Consider the following 19690-nt stretch of genomic DNA (forward strand, 5'->3'; position numbering starts at 1 on the left):
AATCGGTCAATTGATGGCGTTTATCAGGGCATCGAGGCGGGCCTGCAAGCCGAGTCGGCCCGCGATGTTCCAGGCGGACTCCTGGATCGGCGGCATGGGGTCATGAAAGCGTGAAATGAATCCGATGGATCTCGATAGTTCTGGATTCACGGGGATGGCAGTGACCTCCTGCCGCATTTCGAACAGGCTCAAGAGGCTGTGGGGAACCACGCTGTACAGCCCGGCGCAGCGGACATGGGCGTATAGGGCTAACACCGAGTCGGTTTCCAGCACCACCCGCGGCGATACGCCGGCCTCCCGGAAGGCGGCGTCGATGAGGCGGCGGTTCTGCATATTCGGTGTCAGCAGACAGAGCGGGAGTTCGGCGATGTCGGCCCAGGTCGGTTTGCCGGTGGCCACAGGGAGGTCAGGATCGCGGGCCAACAGCACATGCCGTTCCCGATACAAAGGCAATGTCCGGAAACCCTTGAGGCGGGGATCCTCCAGATAGGTCAAACCCAGATCGAGTTCAAACCGGTCGAGTTGGCGAATCAAGTCCTCAGCGCAAAGCGATAGCAACTGGATGGCCACGCCGGGACATTCCGCCTGGTAAGGCCCCGTGAACTGGGGGGGTCACTGCCAGGGTCGTCGGAATCGCCCCGATCCGTAAGGTGCCGGTGATTTGCCGGCTGCACAGCGCCGCTTCCTGCCGCATGCCTTCCCAGTCCCGCGCCAGAATTCGCGCCCATTGCAGCAGCCGCTCGCCTTCCGGCGTAAAGCCCTGGAACCGCTGGCCGCGCCGGACAATGACGACACCCAACTCTTCCTCCAAATGCTGTATGGCGGTCGACAAGGCCGGTTGAGACACATTGCAGATTTCCGCTGCACGCCCGAAATGGCCGGTTTTGGCCAGCGCGATCAAGTAATGGACTTGACGGATAAACATGAAGATCACTGCTGCGCGGTTGAATGTGGAACACGGCATCCATTCCCCGAAAGCGGTCGCTTGAAGACCGCTTCCAAAACACGGTGACAGTCCCATTGCTTGCAAAAACTATCGAACGATCAAATGCCCCCGCCGGCTGGGAGTTTAAGTTCATCGATGGCACTGAAAGGGTGCGTTGTGCAACAAATAGGCACATCGTTCGCGCGGTCTTTTTCGGATAAACCGGTCCGTCAGCCGAAATGCCAGAGCAAGCGATTGAAATAACACAAGAAAGATCAAACCAATCACAACTGGTATACATCCTGCTCATTTTCGTTATAAATATTAAGTTATATCGAAGCGAGATTGAGCGAGATACCTACAGCCTGTTACGGGGGGACGTCTACAGGCTTTCAAGCGCAGGGATATTCCAAGCGCACGATTTGCATCCGGAATGATCCGCGTCCCTCGCCGTGTTCGCTGCGATATACGTTATATATCATTTTTTATAGCGTTATGAGACGAACCAATCCAACGGCACGGGCAAACATCGTCGATCGGGGCGCTTTTCTCGCCGTGTTCGCCGGAGTTCGTTCCGTCTCTATGTGTTCTTAGGCCGGGCCGGCGCGGACCGAAGAATGTTTTCAGAAGAACGACACAAGCGACGAGAAAACCGATGAAAAACAAAACCTTGATTCAAAGTCTGCTCGGGGAGAAAGCTATGAAACGATGGTGGATCGTTCCTGCGGGCTTAGGATGCTTACCCGTCTGGGCGGAACCGGCGCCGATCGGCGAACCGCCGGTACTGGACGTCGTCACGGTGGAAGGCGTACAGACCGACGCGGATTACGTGGAGCCCAAGGGCAGCCAGCCCAATACGGAAAGCACCGTCAGCCGCGAGGGTATACGGCGCCTGGCCGGCCCCGGCCAGACCAACGTTTTCAAGGCGCTCGACCTGTTGCCGTCGCTGCATACGGAAACGGCCGATCCTTTCGGTCTGACGGCAAACAGGGCCATCCGAATTCGCGGGAAGGGCGCCTTCCATCTCGGGCAGACCATTGAGGGCCTGCCGTTGACCGGTGTCGTGGGCGGGGCCGACATTTATGATTTGGAAAATATGGACGGCATCACCCTCTACCGGGGCGCGGTGCCCCCGGACAAAGGCTTCGGCTTCTCCAACGCCACCGGGCTAATCGACCAGACCATTCTCCGGCCGTTCGACAAGCCGGGGTTCAGCGTCAGGGAAAGCTTCGGCTCCTATGGCTTTAACCGCGTGTACGGCCGCATCGACTCCGGCCTGCTGCCCACGGATACCAAGCTGTTCGCTTCCTATTCCTACACCACCGCGTACAAATGGCGCGGGGCCGGGGAGTCGCCCGCTAATCGGCACAACCTCGGCTTCGGATTCACGCAAAAGCTGACGGATTCCGCCAAGCTCGAGATTTTCGGCGCCTACAACGATCTCGAATCGCACGATTTCCGCCCCCTGAACTACAGTCAAGCCACCCGTCTCGACGCGTTCGGAAAATTCGATTACAACAGGCGGCTTTCCGGCATCCCCGGTCAGGACATCAACTACTACGATTTCAACCGAAGAGAATTCTCCGACTTCAGCCTGTTCGCCAACCTGGAAATCAAACTAACCGATACGTCCAGGATTTCGGTCAAACCCTATTACTGGCGCGACGACGGCTTCCGGCTGTTTGCCTCGAACAATCTGCTGGGCAGCCCGGGCGTCACCCGCTGGGACATCGAGCACGAACAAGTGGGACTGGTCGCGCAGTACGACACCTCGCTGCAGGGCGTCCAGGTGACTTTGGGCTACTGGTGGCAGGACATGGAATCGCCGCCGCCCCCGGTGGGGCAAAAGGCTTACCGCGTCACCGCCTCGGGCGACCTGGCCTTTGCCGGCTGGTCGGTGCTGTCCAAACAGGAAAATCACGTATTCCATAGTCCTTATCTGGTCGTAAACGGCCAGCTCGGCAAGGCTAACCTCCGAGCGGGCGTGCGCTACCTCGACCAGACCGTGCCGGGAATCCGGTATTACGACACCCAGGGCCTGCCTGACGTCGATTATGACAATGTATTCCGCTTCAATCCCCGGGAAGACCCGACACGGCGTGTCGCAAGCCAAAGCTTCCAGGAATGGCTGCCGCACTTCGGCGTCAACTACGAAATCACGGACGAGGCCCGCGCCTACTTCACCTATGGGCGGAACTATGGGCGGCCCGACTGGGGACCGCAGGCCTCCCTGTTCAACGCCTCTAGAGCCCGCTTTACCGCCGCCGGCCTGAATCTCGACAATCTGTTCCGCCGGCTCAAGCCCGAGATTTCGGATAATTTCGATCTCGGCCTGCGCATTGGCGACGGCAATTGGTGGGTGGCGCCCACGCTGTTCTACGCCATCGTCAATCGCAAGGAGGTCAATCTGTACGACCCCGCGATTCAACTGACCTATTACCAGAGCAATGCCGAAGCCCGCTCCTACGGTGCGGAGATCGAAGCGGGGATCACGCTGTGGGATGATCTGTCCCTGTTCTCGTCAGTGTCCTACAACCGCTACGAGTTCGAAAACGACGTCCGCACCGCCGCCAACACCGTGATCGCGACGAAAGGCAAGCAGGTTCCCGACTCGCCCGAGGTCACCGCCAAGGTGGGCCTTACGTACAGGTTTATGGGTTTTGCCATATCGCCCACGGTTCGCTATGTCGGCGAGCGTTTCGGCGACGCGGAGAACACACAGCGGGTACCCTCCTACACCGTGGCGGATCTCTATATTGATTATGAGAAAAAGGACCTGCTGGGTTTGGGGGACATCACGCTGGGATTGAGCTTCCTGAACGTGTTCGACAAGCGCTACATCGGCATCATCAGCCAGAACGATATCCAGGTGGCGGGGAATACGACCTATTACCCCGGCGCGCCGTTTACCGTGGCGTTCACGGTCGGAGCGAGGTTCTAGCCATGGCGGGGACCATAGCGCTCAGATTCGCCCTGGCGACCTTCCTGATTTTACAGGGAGCGATCGCGGCCGCAGAGAACACAGCTCAGCGCCGCGCGGTCGACCTCGCGGGCCGCACGGTGGAATTGCCCGCCGAGGTACGGCGGGTGGCCACCCTCGGACCGGTGCCGGTAATCAATAGCTTCGTGTTCGCCATCGGCAAGGGCGATACCCTGGTCAACGGCCTGCCGCCGTTCGCCCGGTCGGCGCGCTGGAAATACCAGTCTCTGATCGCACCGAACCTGTCGAGACAGCCCCAGGCTCAGGGCTTAGACAACGCTCCCCAGCTTGAAACCCTGCAAAGGCTCGCTCCGGACGCGGTATTCGCCATGGACGCGAGCACGGTGCGGACGGTGGAGCGCACCGGGCTGCCGGTGCTGTTCCTCGCCTGGCGGGATGCCGGGGATATCGGGCGGATCATGCAACTCATGGGCGAGGTTTTCGACCGGCGAGAGCGTGCCGACGCCTATACGCGCTACTTCGACGGCGTGCTGGAACGGGTTCGGACGGCGGTCGCCGGTGTCCCCACGGAACAAAGACCCAAGGTCCTCTACTTCAGTCTCAAGACGCTGACACAGCCCCATCTGATCGCCGACTGGTGGATCCAGGCGGCGGGCGGCATCAGCGTCACCGCCGACGGCCGCCGTACCGAGAGCGTGAGATTCACGCCCGAGCAAGTATTTGCCTGGGATCCCGATGTGCTCATTGTCTCTTCCCCGGAAGAACTGGCTCAAATTCGCCACGACGCGCGCTTTCGCCGGCTCCGCGCCGTACGCGAGCGAAAAATTCACGCCATCCCGGCGGGCGTACACCCGTGGGGGCACCGTACCGCGGAGCAGCCGTTGACCGTGCTATGGGCCGCCAAGCTGTTCCACCCGGCGCTCTTTGCGGGGATAGATATGACTGCCGAAATCAAAGACTTTTACCGCCGGTTCTTCGACTATCCGCTCTCGGACCGGCAGGCGGAGGAAATACTTCATGGCAATCCGCAGTGATATGAAATCCGGAATGCGATTCGGGCTGTCCGGTTGCGGAGCCGGCTTGGAGGCGGCGGAACCCTTTGATTGGATCGAGCTGGCCGAACGGGCCGAGCAATTGGGCTTTTCCTCGCTGTGGATTAACGAGGAACACTTTCAGCACCGGATGCACAGCGGAAGCGGAAGGCACTGTCTGTCCCCCCTGATCGTGGCGGCGGCGATGGCGGCACGGACCCGGCGCATCCGGATCGGTTTTTCGGTGCTCCTGTTGCCGCTGCATCATCCCCTGCGTTTGGCGGAAGAAATCGCCAGCCTTGACGTGCTGTCAGGCGGCCGGATCGACTTCGGCATTTCCCGCGGCGGGAATCCCGGCTATTTCGAAGCCTACGGGGTGAATCCGGCGAACAGCGAAACCGCTTTCGCAGATGCCTTGCGTTTCATCCTGAAGTGCTGGACCACGAAAGAAATGCCGTTGGGCCAAGGCCTTTATTCGGTGGAACCCAAACCGATACAGAAACCCCATCCACCGGTGTACGTCGGCGCCTATAGCCCGGAGCGCGCCGCCTGGACCGTGCGCGAAGGGCATCGCCTGATCCAGCACGGCATCCAGGCACTCTCTCACGTGGAGAACCTGCTCCGCGCCTATGCCGAAGCGGGAGGCGATCCGGCCGATGTACCGGTGGGGCGCTTCGTCTATGTCGGCGAAAGCGATGCCGCCGCTCGGCGCGACTTGCAACCGGTAATCCGGGCGTTGACCGAGCGACTCAGGAAAGCGGGAATCGTTCGGCGCGGCGTGATCGACGAAGCCATGCTCGATGCCGAGCGCTTCTATCGGGAAATGGTCATCGCCGGCGGGCCGGAAACCTGTGTCGAGCGAATCCATGCTCTGAGCGACCGGCTCGGCATCCGGCACCTCAACTGCCTGGCCTCGTTCTTCGGTTATCTGCCGCCGACACAACTGCAGCGATCGCTGGAGCGGCTGTCCTTCGAAGTCATGCCCCCTTTCCAACCTACCAAACCCTAGAAGAAATCTCATGAACTTCGGGCTATTTTGCTTCTACGAGAATTACGACGGCGATTACGCCAAGGTATTGGCCTCCCAGACCGCGCTGGTGCAGTACGCCGAGGGACTGGGGTTTCAGGAAGCCTGGGTCGCCGAGCATCACTTCACCGATTTCGGTGTCAGCCCTTCCGTCCTGCTGTTGCTGGCCCATTTGGCCGGTGTCACGAAGCGCATCCGTTTGGGCACCGCGGCGCTGTTGCTGCCTTTTCACGATCCCATCAAGGCGGCCGAGGACATCGCCACCCTCGATCATTTGAGCGGCGGCAGACTCAATCTGGGTGTCGCCCATGGCGGCCCTTTTCCTCTGCAAAACAGGCATTTCAAGGTGCCGCCCGAAACCGCCCGGACGAAGATGCTGGAAGCCCTCGAACTCATCGTCCGGCTGCTCGGCACCGATAAGGTCAGCCACTCCGGAACCCATTTTCAGATCGAGGGCGTCACGACTCACCCGAAACCGCTGCAACGCCCGATACCCGTGTTCCTGGCATCGCAAAATCCCGAGGTCGTGCATCATGCCGCGAACCGCGGTTACGGGCTCCTCGGGGGGCAAGGTGCAACCATTGATAAGCTCAAGCCAACTCTCGCCCACTATCCTGGGATCAATCCCTCATCGCCCAAGCCGCTCACCCTGCTTCGAACCTTTTACGTCGCCAAAACCCGAGCGGCCGCCTTGGCGGTAGCGCTACCCTCAATCCGGCGTTTCCGGGAGAGAATGAGAACCATGCTGGCGGACAATGGAGAGCCATCCGGTCTCGTGACGATCGAGGTCGACCGTTTGCTGGAAAACGCGCTGATCGGCGATGTGGCGGAATGCCGGGACAAGATACAAAAACTCCGGGAAGAACTGGATCTGAACAGCTTGGTGTTGAAACCCGCCGCCAACGATCCCGCCGCCAATCGCTATAGCCTGTCGCTGTTCGGCGAGGAGGTCATGCCCTATGTGTAAACGTCGGGTTTCTCCTTCTCAAGAGAAACCTTTTAGGCAGGGACTAGGTGTCGCGTCTCGTGTGATTATTTACCGAGAAGGAGTTATGCTCTGTTCGAAGCCCGGAGCCTTCTCCAGGAGATATTCGGTTCGTCCAAGTGAGGTTTCTCTCCATGCAGATTCGTCTTCATAAGAACGCCCGTACCACCCCGGCCGTTCGGCAGGCCATTCAAGCGTCCACGTTGAGCGAGCGCGCCTTGGCCCAAAAGCATGGCATTAGCCGAACGACCGTCCGCAAGTGGAAACACCGATCCTCGGTCGAAGATGCCTCGCATCGGCCCCACACCCTCAGAACCACGCTCACGCCCGCCCAGGAAGCCATCGTGGTCTACCTCCGCCAAGCTCTGCTCCTCCCCTTGGATGATCTCCTGGCCGTGACCCGGGAATTTCTCAATCCCGCCGTGTCCCGTTCCGGGCTAGACCGCTGCCTGCGCCGCCACGGGGTGGCGTCCCTCAAGACCCTGCTTCCGCCTACAGAGAAGGCGAAGGTCAAACCCTTCAAGGCCTATGAGCCCGGCTTCCTTCACCTGGATGTTAAGTACTTGCCCGCCATCGACGGCGAACCCCGCCGATACCTGTTCGTCGCCATCGACCGCGCCACCCGCTGGGTCTATGTCGCCCTCAAGCCCAACCGCTCCGCCTTAAGCGCAAAGGACTTCCTCAAAGCGGTGATTCAGGCCGCGCCTTTCCGCATCCAGAAATGCCTGACCGACAACGGCTCGGAGTTTACCGACCGTTTCCTGACCCGAACTCGGCAGCCCTCGGGGACGCATGAGTTTGACCGCCTCTGTACTGAACAAGGCATCGAACATCGCCTGATTCCGCCGGGCCGGCCCCAAACGAATGGCCTGGTGGAACGCTTCAATGGCCGCATCGAGGAGGTGTTGCAAACCCATCACTTCGATTCAACCGCCGATCTGGACACCACCTTGCACCGCTATGTCGAGCTGTACAATCATCACATTCCCCAAAAGGCCTTAGGCCATCTCACCCCGATCCAGGCTCTCAAAAACTGGCAACTGTCCCATCCTCATCTTTTTCGAAAGAAGGTTTACGATCTTGCGGGACTTGACAACTAGGCCCATGATCGTGGACTATCGCCTGGCGGGATTGCTGCTCCTGCTCGTTCTGATGTCGGTGTTGTCTCTGACCCTGGGCCGCTATCCCATAGCGCTGCCGGAACTGGTACAGGTGCTGGTCGGCCTCGGCAGCGGGCAAGTCGCGGACGAGGGACAGCAAGTCTTGCGCAACGTGCTGTTCGAGATCCGGCTACCTCGCATCCTGGCAGCGGTCCTGGTGGGCGCCGGGCTATCGGTTTCCGGCGCCGCCTTTCAGGCGATCTTCGTCAATCCGCTGGTCTCGCCGGGGCTGCTCGGGGTGCTGGCGGGAGGTTCCTTCGGCGCGGCGTTGGGAATGATCATCTCCGACCACTCGCTGGTGGTACAAGTCAGCGCCTTTCTCTTCGGCCTGCTCGCGGTGCTCATAGCCCTCGGCATCGTCAGGGTCTATCGCAACGAATCCCTGCTCATGCTGGTGTTGGGCGGCATCATCAGCAGCGGATTGTTCACCGCCCTATTGTCGATCGTCAAATATCTCGCAGATCCCTACAACCAACTGCCCGCCATCGTCTACTGGCTGATGGGCAATCTGTCCAACGTCGAGCTGTCGGTAGTGTTGACTTTGGCACTGCCGATGCTGGCCGGCATCCTGCTTTTAGCGGTCTACGCCCGGCACATGAACGTGCTCAGCATGGGTGACGAGGAGGCGCGGTCCCTGGGCATCGACACGCGGCGCGTACGGCTCGTGATCATTCTCTCCGCCACCTTGATCAGCGCACTCACCGTGGTGATGGCCGGGATGATCGGCTGGATCGGCCTCATCGTCCCGCACATCGCGCGACTGATCGTAGGACCGGACAACGGACGTCTGGTGCCGGCCAGCGCCCTGTTGGGCGGGATATTCCTGTTGGTGGTGGACGACCTGGCGCGCAATCTGTTTACCGTGGAAATCCCCATCGGCGTGCTCAGCGAATTGCTCGGCATCCCCATATTCATCCTGGTATTGCGCAATGCCCGCAAGGGATGGAGTGGATGATGGTGCTGGAAGCCCGGAACATCGTGTTCGGCTATAGCGACCGGGTGGTGCTGAACGGGGTTTCGGTCCAGGTCGAGGCGGGAAAAGTGGTGTCCCTGCTGGGACCCAACGGCACCGGCAAGAGCACGCTGCTCAAGATTCTGCTGGGCATCAAGCGGCCCGCGAAAGGCGAGGTCCTCCTGGACGGCACGCCGCTCGCTCGCATCGCGCCCCGCGAATACGCCCGCAATGTGGCCTATGTGCCGCAACTCCACAACGCCACCTTTCCCTATACTGTGCTCGACGTGGTGCTCATGGGCCGAATGCCGCATACGGGCTTTTTCTCAGGCTATTCGAAAAAAGACCGCCGCCTTGCCGAAGAGGCACTGGAGCGCCTCTCTCTCGGCCATCTCAAGACGCGGCCGTATTCGGAAATCAGCGGCGGCGAACGCCAACTAGTCCTCATCGCCCGTGCGCTGGCACAGGAAGCGCGGATTTTCATCCTGGACGAACCGGTCGGCGGACTCGATTACGGCAATCAGCTGCGTCTCCTGGAACGCATCCGCAGCCTCGCCCGGGAAGGCTATGCGTTCATCCAGTCCACCCATTTTCCGGAACACGCCCTGCTGGTTTCAGACAGCGTATTGCTGCTGAACAGTGGGCGGATCGTCGCCGAAGGAAATCCCGTCGACGTGATCACCCCCGAAAACATTTACCGGCTTTATGGCGTGGAGGTGGATATGGTGCGCCTCGGCGGCAGCTATTCCGCCTGCGTACCCAGATTCTGTGCGGATCGGACCCGCGAACACCGGTTTGCTCTCAGGAAATAGGATCGGCGAAATGCACACGGCTTTTCCCGGCTCATCCAAACAGTCGGTTGACGCTCGCCGGAGACAGAGCGAAATCCACCCCGGCGACGCTTTTACATGCGCTAAAACAGTGCGGATAAGCGCACTTTTCCATAGGAAAAGTAAGGTTTAAGTGCATCCCCTTTCCTCGCAAATTTCCACGCCTCAGACATTTCATTTGAATTCAGTGACTTGCAAAACGCAGCCACCCTGGTACGAATCTTGGTTATATACCGTTGGAAATAACGATTCGCCGCCTTCATCGTCCCGGATAACGGGCGCGGCCTCGGCCGACCGGACCACCTTCGGTGATCGGCCGAGAGGACTTTGCCGGACATGGCGTGCGAAAAATTATGGATCCATCGTTCAATCACTAACCTTGTAGGGACTATCACCATGTCAGATTTAAGACAGATCGCGTTTTACGGCAAAGGCGGCATCGGCAAATCCACCATTTCCCAAAACACCCTGGCGGCCCTGGCCGAAATGGGCCAGCGCATCCTGATCGTCGGCTGCGATCCCAAGGCCGATTCCACGCGTCTGATTCTGCATACCAAGGCCCAGGACACGATACTGAGCCTCGCGGCCAGCGCCGGCAGCGTCGAGGACCTGGAACTGGAAGACGTGATGAAAGTGGGCTACCGCGACATCCGCTGCGTGGAGTCCGGCGGCCCGGAGCCGGGCGTCGGCTGCGCTGGCCGCGGCGTTATCACCTCCATCAATTTCCTCGAAGAGGAAGGCGCCTACAACGACGTCGACTATGTCTCCTACGACGTACTCGGCGACGTGGTGTGCGGCGGTTTCGCGATGCCTATCCGCGAAAACAAGGCGCAGGAAATCTACATCGTCATGTCCGGCGAAATGATGGCCATGTACGCGGCCAATAACATCTCCAAAGGCATTCTGAAATACGCCAACTCGGGCGGTGTGCGCCTCGGCGGCCTGGTCTGCAACGAGCGTCAGACCGACAAGGAGCTGGAATTGGCGGAATCATTGGCCGCACGGCTCGGCACTCAGCTGATCCACTTCGTGCCGCGCGACAACATCGTGCAGCACGCGGAGCTCCGCCGGATGACAGTGATCGAATACGCCCCGGACTCGAAGCAGGCCAATGAGTACCGTCAATTGGCCAACAAGATTCACAACAATGTCGGCAAGGGCGTCATTCCGACGCCGATCACCATGGACGAACTCGAGGATCTTCTGATGGCCCACGGCATCATGAAGCAGATCGACGAATCGCAGGTGGGCAAGACCGCGGCCGAACTCGCCGCTTGAGGAAAGAGGAGGCGCTCGAATCCGACTTTTATGCCATTCGGCATTCGAACGAACATCACTAGGGTGTGTTAGCCCTTCGACGGGCTCAGGACAGGCCCTTCGACGGGCTCAGGACAGGCTCTGCGTAACCCACCGATTCGAGGTGCTCGGTGGGTCACAGCCTGGCGGCCTAACCCACTCTACTTGGACTCTAGCCGAGCGATACGCGTGCGTAGCTCGGCCTACCTGTTCAGCCGGGTCCCGTGGCCGTTCACGATGATGAGGCGGAGCCGCCTCGACGCTCGCCATGATGGGCCGCCCGGTAACTTGGTTAAATCCGCCATTCACTAAAAGGACCATTGCCATGCCACAAAACTCCGAACACGTGATCGACCATTTCAACCTATTCCGCCAACCCGAATACACCGAGATGTTCGAGAACAAGAAGCGGGAATTCGAATTCATGGAACCCGAAGATAAGGTCGCAGCAACTAGGGAATGGATGAAAACCGAGGAATATCGCGACAAAAATTTCGCGCGCGAAGCCCTGGTCATCAATCCGTCCAAGGCCTGCCAGCCGCTGGGGGCTGTATTCGCCGCCCTCGGCTTCGAGGGCACCCTGCCCTTCGTCCACGGTTCCCAGGGCTGCGTGGCCTATTACCGCAGCCACTTGAGCCGCCACTTCAAAGAACCGGCGCCCTGCGTGTCGTCGTCCATGACCGAGGACGCCGCGGTATTCGGGGGCCTGGGCAATATGATCGACGGCCTGGCCAATGCCTACAACTTGTACAAGCCCAAGATGATCGCCGTGTCCACCACGTGCATGGCCGAGGTGATCGGCGACGATCTCAATGCCTTCATCAAGACGGCCAAGGAAAGAGGCAGCGTGCCGCCGGATTTCGAAGTGCCGTTCGCACACACGCCGGCTTTCGTCGGCAGCCACATCACCGGCTACGACAATATGATGCGCGGCATTCTTCAACACTTCTGGGACGGCAAGGCCGGTACCGAGGAGCCCTTGGCGCGCAAACCCAAGGACTCGATCAATGTCATCGGCGGCTTCGACGGCTTCTCCGTGGGCAACCTTCGGGAAATCCGGCGCATGCTCGAGCTCATGGAGGTCGACTTCACTATCCTCGGGGACAACAGCGACGTCCTGGATACCCCGACCGACGGCGAATACCGCATGTTCGACGGCGGCACTACCCAGGAACAGACCGCCAATGCCTTGCACGCCAAGGCGACCATTTCCATGCAGGAATTCTGTACGGAAAAAACCCTGCCCTTCATCGCCGAGCACGGCCAGGAGGTGATCGCCCTAAACCACCCGGTCGGGGTCGGCGCTACCGATGGCTTTCTCATGGCGGTATCGCGCATCACCGGCAAACCCATCCCCAAGGCATTGGAGCGGGAGCGCGGACAACTGGTGGACGCCATCGCCGATTCTTCCGCCCATATCCACGGCAAATCCTTCGCCATCTACGGCGACCCGGATCTCTGCCTGGGCCTCGCCGGATTCCTGCTGGAACTGGGCGCCGAACCGAAGCATATCCTGTCGACCAACGGCAGCAAGGCTTGGGCGGAAAAGGTGGAAACCATGCTTTCGTATTCGCCCTTCGGCCAGAACTGTCATGTCTATCCCGGCAGGGATTTGTGGCACATGCGTTCGCTGCTGTTCACCGATCCGGTCGACTTCCTGATCGGCAACACCTACGGCAAATACCTCGAGCGCGATACAGGTACGCCCCTGATCCGCATCGGCTTCCCGGTCTTCGATCGCCATCACCACCATCGCTATCCGGTGTGGGGCTATCAGGGCGCGCTCAACGTGCTGGTCTGGATCCTGGACAAGATTTTCGACGACATGGACCGCAACACGATCGTGCCGTCCAAGACCGATTACAGCTTCGATATCATTCGTTGAACTTCTCCCGAGATCGGAAAAACTTCGGGACATTCGTTTCTCAATCGAGCTACTGTCGGGACAGGGACGACAGGGATGTCCCATTGCGTAGCTCGCAGCATTCCAGTATGACTGCGCACTCCATCATGATCAGGAGGTAATGATGATGACCACCGAAAACGCTCAACTCACGGAACAGCACATCTCGAAAATGGTCCACCGCTTCTATGAACGCGCCATGGCCGATGACGGCCTGCGCCCGATATTCGAGGCGACGATACACGACTGGGATGCACATCACAGGGTCGTCGTGGATTTCTGGTCGCGTGTCCTGCTGAATACAGACCGCTATCGGGGCTCGCCCTATCCGCCGCACGCCGGCCTTCCCATTCGTTCCGAACATTTCGACCGCTGGCTGACGCTGTTCCGGGAAACGGCTCAGGAAGTCCTTCCGGCCGACGCAGCAGAACTGGCCATAGCTCGAGCCGAACACATGGCGGAAGCATTCAAGGCCGGCATGTTCCATGGCTTCGGAACCCCACTCAAGCCGAGGCTCGGCCATCCGATCACGTAGGCGTCGATCTCGTCGCCCGAGCGGAGGATGCCGGAGCCGTCGAAATCCTTAGGGAAGCTCTGAAAAAGTGGATTCCGTTCATGCCCTTCCACGGACTTGTCGTAAGCCAAGTCGAAGGGCTGAGGGCAAATGGCCTACCAGGATAGGCACTTTCAGAGCTTCCTTAGATTTTTACCCGGCCATCGCTGCATCCAATCATGGCGGGAACGTTGGCCGATTCCGCCGACGTCGTGAAAGGAATGGCCATTAAGTCCGGCGCTCTTAGCGGTGCGGAGAAGCCGCCGGGCAGCGGCCGAACAGTCGGATATCATATCCGCCGCGAGAAAGCTGAACGCCTGCGTCTTGGCGAGACAGTAAACCGTATCGCCTTCGCCGATGTTCATTGCGGCAAAAGCCCGCCGGGTAATCTCGGCGATCAGGGTCGTGCCGACGTCGATTTGGATCACCACGCGATCTTCCCGCGGAATCACGGCACACACCCTACCTTTGATCTGATTTTGAATGGAGATGCCTTTTACCGGCTGGGTGGACAACGCAATGTCGCTCGGTCGCAAACTGACGTAATAGGTACTCCCGCAGTGGGCAAGAGGCGTGTACGGTAAGATCAGGGGCAAGCCGAAGAACCTCCCCAAAGTGCAGCCGTGCACGGAGTCATGACTCAGAATCGTCACCGGCAAGATGTTCCCGACTGTGGAAAGCCCTGCTGTGTGTAGCGGGACTTGTTCGCGCGCCAGTTCGCTCAGAAAACCAGATGCCAGCACTTTTCCCCCGCTCATCAGGATGAGAACGTCGCTCAAGTGGAGGAGTTCGCCCAAGGCATGGCTGGACTGGACGACTCTCAAGCCATGCTTCTCAATCGCAAACCGGAGAAGATCCAGAATTTTCTCTCGCCGCGTTTGCTCGATAGCCGACAACATATCATCCAGAAGCAGCACCTTAGGCGAACTCAACAAAGCCTTTCCGAGCACCACCCGCTGTCGTTCGCCGGCGGAAAGATTTCGAGCGCGAAAACGAAGCAGTTCCGTCAAAGCCAGGAGCTGAGCGATATCCGGTAAAGCGAAATAAGGACGAGGAGCTCTACTTTGGGATTCACCGTCCAGCAAGTTTTCTCTCACCGTGCGCGTGGCATCGAGCGGGCTGCCCTGGGAACACAAAGCAATCAATCCGTCTTCGGAAAGCCTGTTGATCCGGTTTCGGCTATCGAAAAGCACCTCACCGTCCAATGAGACGTATCCCCAATCCGGCGAACAATGGCCGGCCAGACACTTCAAGAGGCGCGATTTTCCCGCTCCGGATGGCCCGAAAAGCCCCGCCGATTTCTGGTTCAGCCTGAACTGCGCGCGAATAGGAGAACTATCCCGCGATAGCGTGATATCAACATCCAACATGGTCCATCCGATTGCATGAAATGTGACAAAAAACTCGTTTTTGTTCGAAAGTCGACATTGCTTTGGCTACGACATTCGTCCGACGCGCGCGTTTGAGCCCCGCATACGATATATATATATATATATCCATAACGCTATGCGGTCAGGAACCGCAAGTATGACCGAAAGCGCCTTCCTGGAACGTTCTACAACATACGTGCCATATTTCTCGCCCACGGCGGCTAGCACGCCCTAGTTGCCGGCTTAGGAGCACTGATTCAGCCACGTTACACATGGCCTCGTTCTTGCTTACACATCGATATAACGTCTTAAACATAACGAACGAAGTTTATTTCGCTATTAGGCTGATCTCACTGAGTCAAGGAAGGGGGGACAACACTGAACGAAGAACGACCTTTTGCGCGGGCGAACCGGTTTCCTTGCCGCCGCCGCTGTAATCAGGACCTGGGCACACTGTCACAGGTCATCGGCTAAAACAATTGGGGGACACAACTTGTGACTATAAAAAAAGCAGCGCTCGCCGTCGCGCGTAACGGCTTGTTTCCGATCAATTTCGGGCGAATGTCTTTGCTCGGTGCCTTCATGATGGGGCTATCGTCCGCGCCCCCAAGCCTCGCGGATTCCAAGGACAACGACAGTTCCACCCACAATTACTTCGTCGAAGCCCGAAGCTACAGAACGCAGCCATACGGCGACCCGCCGACCTATTCCCGGAACCTGAGCAAAACCGGCATCGCTCCCGCCAAGGATATCGATTGGCTCGATGTCGGCCTGGACTTTCGCATGCGCTACGAATATCGCGAGAACGATTTCCGGCGACCGGCCAACGCCGACCCGGACGAGCCGATACTGTTGCGGACTCGCGCTTTCCTCGGGGTCAAGAACATTTTGGATCCCTTCCGATTTGCGCTCGAGTTCGAAGATGCGCGGCTTTACAACAGCCACTTCGTGCGAGCCGACAGCGAAGTGAACGAGTTCGAACTCATCCAAGGGTTCGCGGAACTCTATTTCGAAAATGCGCTCGGCTCCCATCGTCCACTACGGGTGCGGGCAGGCCGGCAGGCGCTGGAACTCGTGGATAAACGGCTGATTGCCAACAACCAGTTTCGCAACACGACCAACAACTTCGAAGGTTTTCGCATCACGCTGGGCCAGCGGACCAACGACTGGGACCTGGATTTGCTGGCCTATAAGCCCGTCCAACGCCTGAAGTACGACTTCGACGAGCCGATCGAACAACAATGGCTTTACGGCGCGGTCGCCGGTTGGCGCCGCTGGTCCCCTTTCGTCACCCTCCAGCCCTATTACTTGGGCTACAAGGTCGACAACAAGAACGGCGCGACAGACCAGAACATTCATAGTACCGCGCTGCGCGGTTACGGCCTTATCGGCAACACCGGCTTCGACTACGACTTCGATGTGGTTTATCAGTTCGGCCGCAGCAACGGCAACCAACAGCACGACGCCTGGGCATCCGTCGTCGAACTCGGCTATACCTTCGCGGGCTCGCCCTGGAAGCCCCGGATCAGTGCCCTCTACGGCTATGGGACTGGCGACAGAAATCCCAACGACAAGGTCAACAACCGCTTCAACTCGCTGTTCGGCTTTAATCAACCCTGGTCCAGAAACGACTACTTTTCATGGGACAACGTCAGCGCCCCGAAGCTCCGCCTGGAATTCACGCCTTACAAGGGCGTGCGCATCGACACCGCCTACAACGCCTATTGGCTCGCCAGTGACCGGGATAGCTGGCGGCGAGTCAACCTGCGCGATAGAACCGGCCGAAGCGGAGATTTTCTGGGCCACGAGTTCGATATCCGCGTGCGCTATAGGCCGATACCGCGCGTCGAAACGGAACTCAGCTATGCCCGTTTTACGCCCGGCGAGTTCCCCAAGAACCTGGGCAAAGCGCTTCCGAGCAATTTTTTCTATTTCCAAGTTTCACTTAACACGTTCGAATGAACCTGTCCGTGCTTAATCCGTTCCGACCCGTTGTTTCATTCCAAGAGAGGAGATTCTTTCCATGTCCATGCACACCCTTAAAACCATTTCTATCACCGCGATCCTTATCCTATGGGGTATCAATACCGCCTTCGCCGATGTCACCGTCTTCGCCGCCGCGAGCCTGACCAATGCGCTCACCGATATCGGCAAAGCCTTCGAAGCGGCGCATAACATCCCGGTCAAGTTGTCCTTTGCATCCTCATCGGCCCTGGCCAAGCAAGTCGAGCAAGGTGCGCCGGCCGATGTCTTCGCCTCGGCGGACACAAAATGGATGGACTATTTGGATAATAAGGGAAAAATCAACCACGATTCCCGGACGAATTTGCTGGGCAACACCCTGGTGGTGATTGCCCCGCAAGGCAAGGGGTTTCCGGTGACCATGAAGAAAGGCTTCAATTTTGCACGAGCCTTCAAGGGCAAGCTGTGCACCGGCGTGGTCGAGTCGGTTCCGGTTGGCATTTATGCCAAGGAAGCCTTGACCCGACTGGGCTGGTGGCAGAGCATCCAACGCCGCGTGGTCGGCACCGAAGATGTGCGCGCTGCACTGAATCTGGTCGAGCGCGGGGAATGCGATGCAGGCATCGTCTACGAGACCGACGCGAAACAAAGTAAAAAGGTCGAGGTGATCGGACGGTTCCCGGCGGACACCCATGCGCCCATCGTGTATCCTTTCGCGCTAGTCACCCAATCCGGCGACGCGAAGAAATTTCTGGATTATTTAAAGCAAGAACCGGCGGCCGAGGTCTTCGCCCGATACGGGTTCAAGCTATTGGAGCAATAGCCCCGCTCAAGCCGGCCGACGGGCCAAAACACCCCACATGGATCCACATTCGACGAACTCCGAACAACCGATTGCTTTGGTGGAAGGCGAACTCCGTCTGATCGGTGGTCTCAACGAGCGTCTCTTTCGATTGCTTGCCGCGATCGAAAAGATTGGTTCCATCAACCGGGCTGCGAAAGAGGTCGGCCTGAGCTACAAGGGCGCCTGGGAAATGGTGGAGCGGGCCAACAACCTGTGCCCGCAGGTGCTGGTGTCCACCGCCATCGGCGGCCGGCACGGCGGGGGCACGAAGCTCACCGCCACCGGCCGGGAATTATTGGCACTCTTTACCCGGCTTCAGGAAGAACACCGCCGCTTTCTGGAATCGAAGAACCGGGAGTTGGCCGATAATCCCAATCTGGTTTTCCTGCTTAGAAGGCTGAACTCGAAAGCGAGCGAGCGCAATCAGCTGTTCGGCAAAGTGACCGCGGTCCGCATCGGCGCGGTCACCGTCGAGGTGTCCATTGCGCTGAGGGGTGGAGATACGCTCATAGCGTCCATCACCAAGGCATCGGCGGATTCGTTCGGCCTCAAATACGGCGACGAGGTGATGGCCTTGATCAAGGCCCCGTTCGTCATGGTCGTCAAGGATTTCGGCGGCTACCGCCTGTCCGAACGCAATCAGCTAAAAGGGACGGTCAAGCGCATTCAAAGGGGAATAGTGAATGCCGAGGTGGTGATCGAGCTGGCGGGCGGCGACTCGGTAGCTGCCGTCATCACCACCGAAAGCCTGAAATCGATGGGCTTGCGCGAGGGCGATACCGTCTGGGCGGTGGTCAAAGCCAGCTCGGTGATACTCGGGGTTGGAACCTAGCCGTACCGCTGTCGGTACGGCTTCTGCTCGAACCCAAGGCGGAAGCTTGGTTTTTTCGAGCATAAAAACGCTCGACTCGCTGCAAGGACGGGGCAAAAAATCAATGCCCCGGCGGGAATGACCGGAATTCGTCAACAAATTACGGAAGGAAAACCATCGCCGCTTAGAGCATTTTCTAATCCGATGTACGGCATCGTTGAATTCTCCCGTATGGCGCGCCCGAGCATCGCCGGCTGGAGGCGGAACCGCCCAAAGGGGCACGCGAGGGATCGCGTGCGGCGACAGAGGCATAAGGACGTGCCTTCTGTCGCCCCCGGCTCCAGCCGGCGACGCGCAGGATCAGCGCGCCATCCGGGTGCCCTTTTCTTTGGTTTCTTTCTTTTGGGCAAGCAAAAGAAAGAAACTCGCCGGCGGGGCGAGACCCGCTTCAAACTCACTGGCTGCCGAAGGCAGCTTCCTTTTGAAGGAGGAAATTAAAAAACATGAAAGCAAGTGCACGGAACCAACTCTTCGGCAAAGTCACCGATATTCGTACCGGCGCGGTCACCGTGGAGGTGACCATCGGCCTCAAAGGCGGAGACACGCTCGTATCGTCGATCACCATCGAATCCGCGCAATCGCTCGGCATCAAGAATGGCGATGAGGTATTGGCCCTGATCAAGGCCCCGTTCATCACGGTCGTCAAGGATTTCGGCGGCTACCGCCTATCGGCGCGCAACCAGCTGAAAGGGACGGTCAAGCGCATCGAAAAAGGCGCGGTGAATTCCGAAGTGGTGATCGAGCTGGCGGGCGGCGACTCGGTGGCAGGCATCATCACCAACGAGAGCGTGGAGTCGATGGGGCTGCGCGAGGGCGACACCGCCTCCGCCGTCTTCAAGGCGGGATCGGTCATCCTCGGCGTCAAAGCTTAGAAAACCGGCTTTTCGGGGCATCGGCTTCCGCTCTGAAGCCGGAACGTGTAGTTTCTCGAGCGGAAGGCCGCTCCGCTAGCCGCGTGATTTCCAATCTGCACAGGCCGACGCGCATGCCGAGTGGTCACGGTGTCCTGGCCCCGAATACGAACTCCTTTTCATGTTGAT

At 59.0% G+C, this 19690-nt stretch carries 17 protein-coding genes; 14 read left to right on the forward strand and 3 right to left on the reverse strand.

Translation table 11 applies throughout. The features are described 5' to 3' along the window. Window positions 1-6 precede the first annotated feature (6 nt). Together QEN43_RS09560 and QEN43_RS09565 are read right to left on the reverse strand one after the other, a co-directional pair. On the reverse strand, window positions 7-570 hold the full coding sequence (locus QEN43_RS09560; protein ID WP_317964034.1) for a LysR family transcriptional regulator substrate-binding protein: 564 nt from the start codon (window positions 568-570) through the stop codon (window positions 7-9). Further along, window positions 539-925: a LysR family transcriptional regulator gene (locus QEN43_RS09565; RefSeq protein WP_317964035.1), complete on the reverse strand. Its 387-nt coding sequence runs from the start codon at window positions 923-925 to the stop codon at window positions 539-541. The genes QEN43_RS09560 and QEN43_RS09565 overlap by 32 nt, the downstream gene beginning before the upstream one ends. 799 nt (window positions 926-1724) lie before the next feature. On the opposite strand from QEN43_RS09565, the gene QEN43_RS09570 reads away from it, so the two are divergent. The 10 genes from QEN43_RS09570 to QEN43_RS09615 all read left to right on the forward strand — a co-directional run bounded on the left by QEN43_RS09570 (window position 1725) and on the right by QEN43_RS09615 (window position 13585). Next, window positions 1725-3866, forward strand: a complete 2142-nt coding sequence (locus QEN43_RS09570) for a TonB-dependent receptor (protein ID WP_317964036.1) — start codon at window positions 1725-1727, stop codon at window positions 3864-3866. A gap of 2 nt (window positions 3867-3868) precedes the next feature. Continuing rightward, window positions 3869-4900: an ABC transporter substrate-binding protein gene (locus QEN43_RS09575; RefSeq protein ID WP_036269217.1), complete on the forward strand. Its 1032-nt coding sequence runs from the start codon at window positions 3869-3871 to the stop codon at window positions 4898-4900. Further along, window positions 4884-5906, forward strand: coding sequence for an LLM class flavin-dependent oxidoreductase (locus QEN43_RS09580; RefSeq protein ID WP_084162322.1), 1023 nt, complete (start codon window positions 4884-4886; stop codon window positions 5904-5906). Before QEN43_RS09575 ends, QEN43_RS09580 begins: the two co-directional genes overlap by 17 nt. Window positions 5907-5916: 10 nt before the next feature. After that, window positions 5917-6891 carry an LLM class flavin-dependent oxidoreductase gene (locus QEN43_RS09585; protein ID WP_317964037.1) on the forward strand — a complete coding sequence of 325 codons (975 nt, stop codon included), beginning with the start codon at window positions 5917-5919 and terminating at the stop codon, window positions 6889-6891. Between the two features lie 152 nt (window positions 6892-7043). Further along, window positions 7044-8009, forward strand: coding sequence for an IS481 family transposase (locus tag QEN43_RS09590; protein ID WP_317963453.1), 966 nt, complete (start codon window positions 7044-7046; stop codon window positions 8007-8009). Next, on the forward strand, window positions 7999-9024 hold the full coding sequence (locus QEN43_RS09595) for a FecCD family ABC transporter permease (protein WP_202901183.1): 1026 nt from the start codon (window positions 7999-8001) through the stop codon (window positions 9022-9024). Before QEN43_RS09590 ends, QEN43_RS09595 begins: the two co-directional genes overlap by 11 nt. After that, window positions 9021-9833, forward strand: a complete 813-nt coding sequence (locus QEN43_RS09600) for an ABC transporter ATP-binding protein (RefSeq protein WP_202901182.1) — start codon at window positions 9021-9023, stop codon at window positions 9831-9833. Before QEN43_RS09595 ends, QEN43_RS09600 begins: the two co-directional genes overlap by 4 nt. Before the next feature lie 414 nt (window positions 9834-10247). Next, window positions 10248-11129: a nitrogenase iron protein gene (gene nifH, locus QEN43_RS09605; protein WP_026611668.1), complete on the forward strand. Its 882-nt coding sequence runs from the start codon at window positions 10248-10250 to the stop codon at window positions 11127-11129. Between the two features lie 343 nt (window positions 11130-11472). Further along, entirely contained in the window at window positions 11473-13032 is a 1560-nt protein-coding gene (gene nifK, locus QEN43_RS09610) for a nitrogenase molybdenum-iron protein subunit beta (protein WP_317964038.1), read from the forward strand. A 139-nt stretch (window positions 13033-13171) separates the two neighbouring features. After that, complete coding sequence (locus tag QEN43_RS09615; RefSeq protein WP_235726688.1) at window positions 13172-13585, forward strand: group III truncated hemoglobin; 414 nt, start codon at window positions 13172-13174, stop codon at window positions 13583-13585. A gap of 152 nt (window positions 13586-13737) precedes the next feature. Here the strand turns inward: QEN43_RS09615 and QEN43_RS09620 are convergent, their stop codons facing one another. Beyond that, window positions 13738-14973 (reverse strand): molybdenum ABC transporter ATP-binding protein, encoded by a 1236-nt coding sequence (locus QEN43_RS09620; RefSeq protein WP_051331981.1) that lies wholly within the window; start codon window positions 14971-14973, stop codon window positions 13738-13740. Between the two features lie 495 nt (window positions 14974-15468). Here QEN43_RS09620 and QEN43_RS09625 point away from each other — a divergent pair, with 495 nt between their 5' ends. From QEN43_RS09625 to QEN43_RS09640, 4 genes are all read left to right on the forward strand, one after another. Beyond that, window positions 15469-16935: an alginate export family protein gene (locus tag QEN43_RS09625; protein WP_317964039.1), complete on the forward strand. Its 1467-nt coding sequence runs from the start codon at window positions 15469-15471 to the stop codon at window positions 16933-16935. Between the two features lie 61 nt (window positions 16936-16996). Next, window positions 16997-17758, forward strand: a complete 762-nt coding sequence (gene modA, locus QEN43_RS09630) for a molybdate ABC transporter substrate-binding protein (protein WP_026611665.1) — start codon at window positions 16997-16999, stop codon at window positions 17756-17758. A gap of 37 nt (window positions 17759-17795) precedes the next feature. Then, complete coding sequence (locus QEN43_RS09635) at window positions 17796-18611, forward strand: TOBE domain-containing protein (RefSeq protein ID WP_317964040.1); 816 nt, start codon at window positions 17796-17798, stop codon at window positions 18609-18611. Between the two features lie 482 nt (window positions 18612-19093). Further along, on the forward strand, window positions 19094-19522 hold the full coding sequence (locus QEN43_RS09640) for a TOBE domain-containing protein (RefSeq protein ID WP_317964041.1): 429 nt from the start codon (window positions 19094-19096) through the stop codon (window positions 19520-19522). Window positions 19523-19690 lie beyond the last annotated feature (168 nt).

The organism is Methylocaldum szegediense, assembly GCF_949769195.1.
Taxonomy (GTDB): domain Bacteria; phylum Pseudomonadota; class Gammaproteobacteria; order Methylococcales; family Methylococcaceae; genus Methylocaldum; species Methylocaldum szegediense.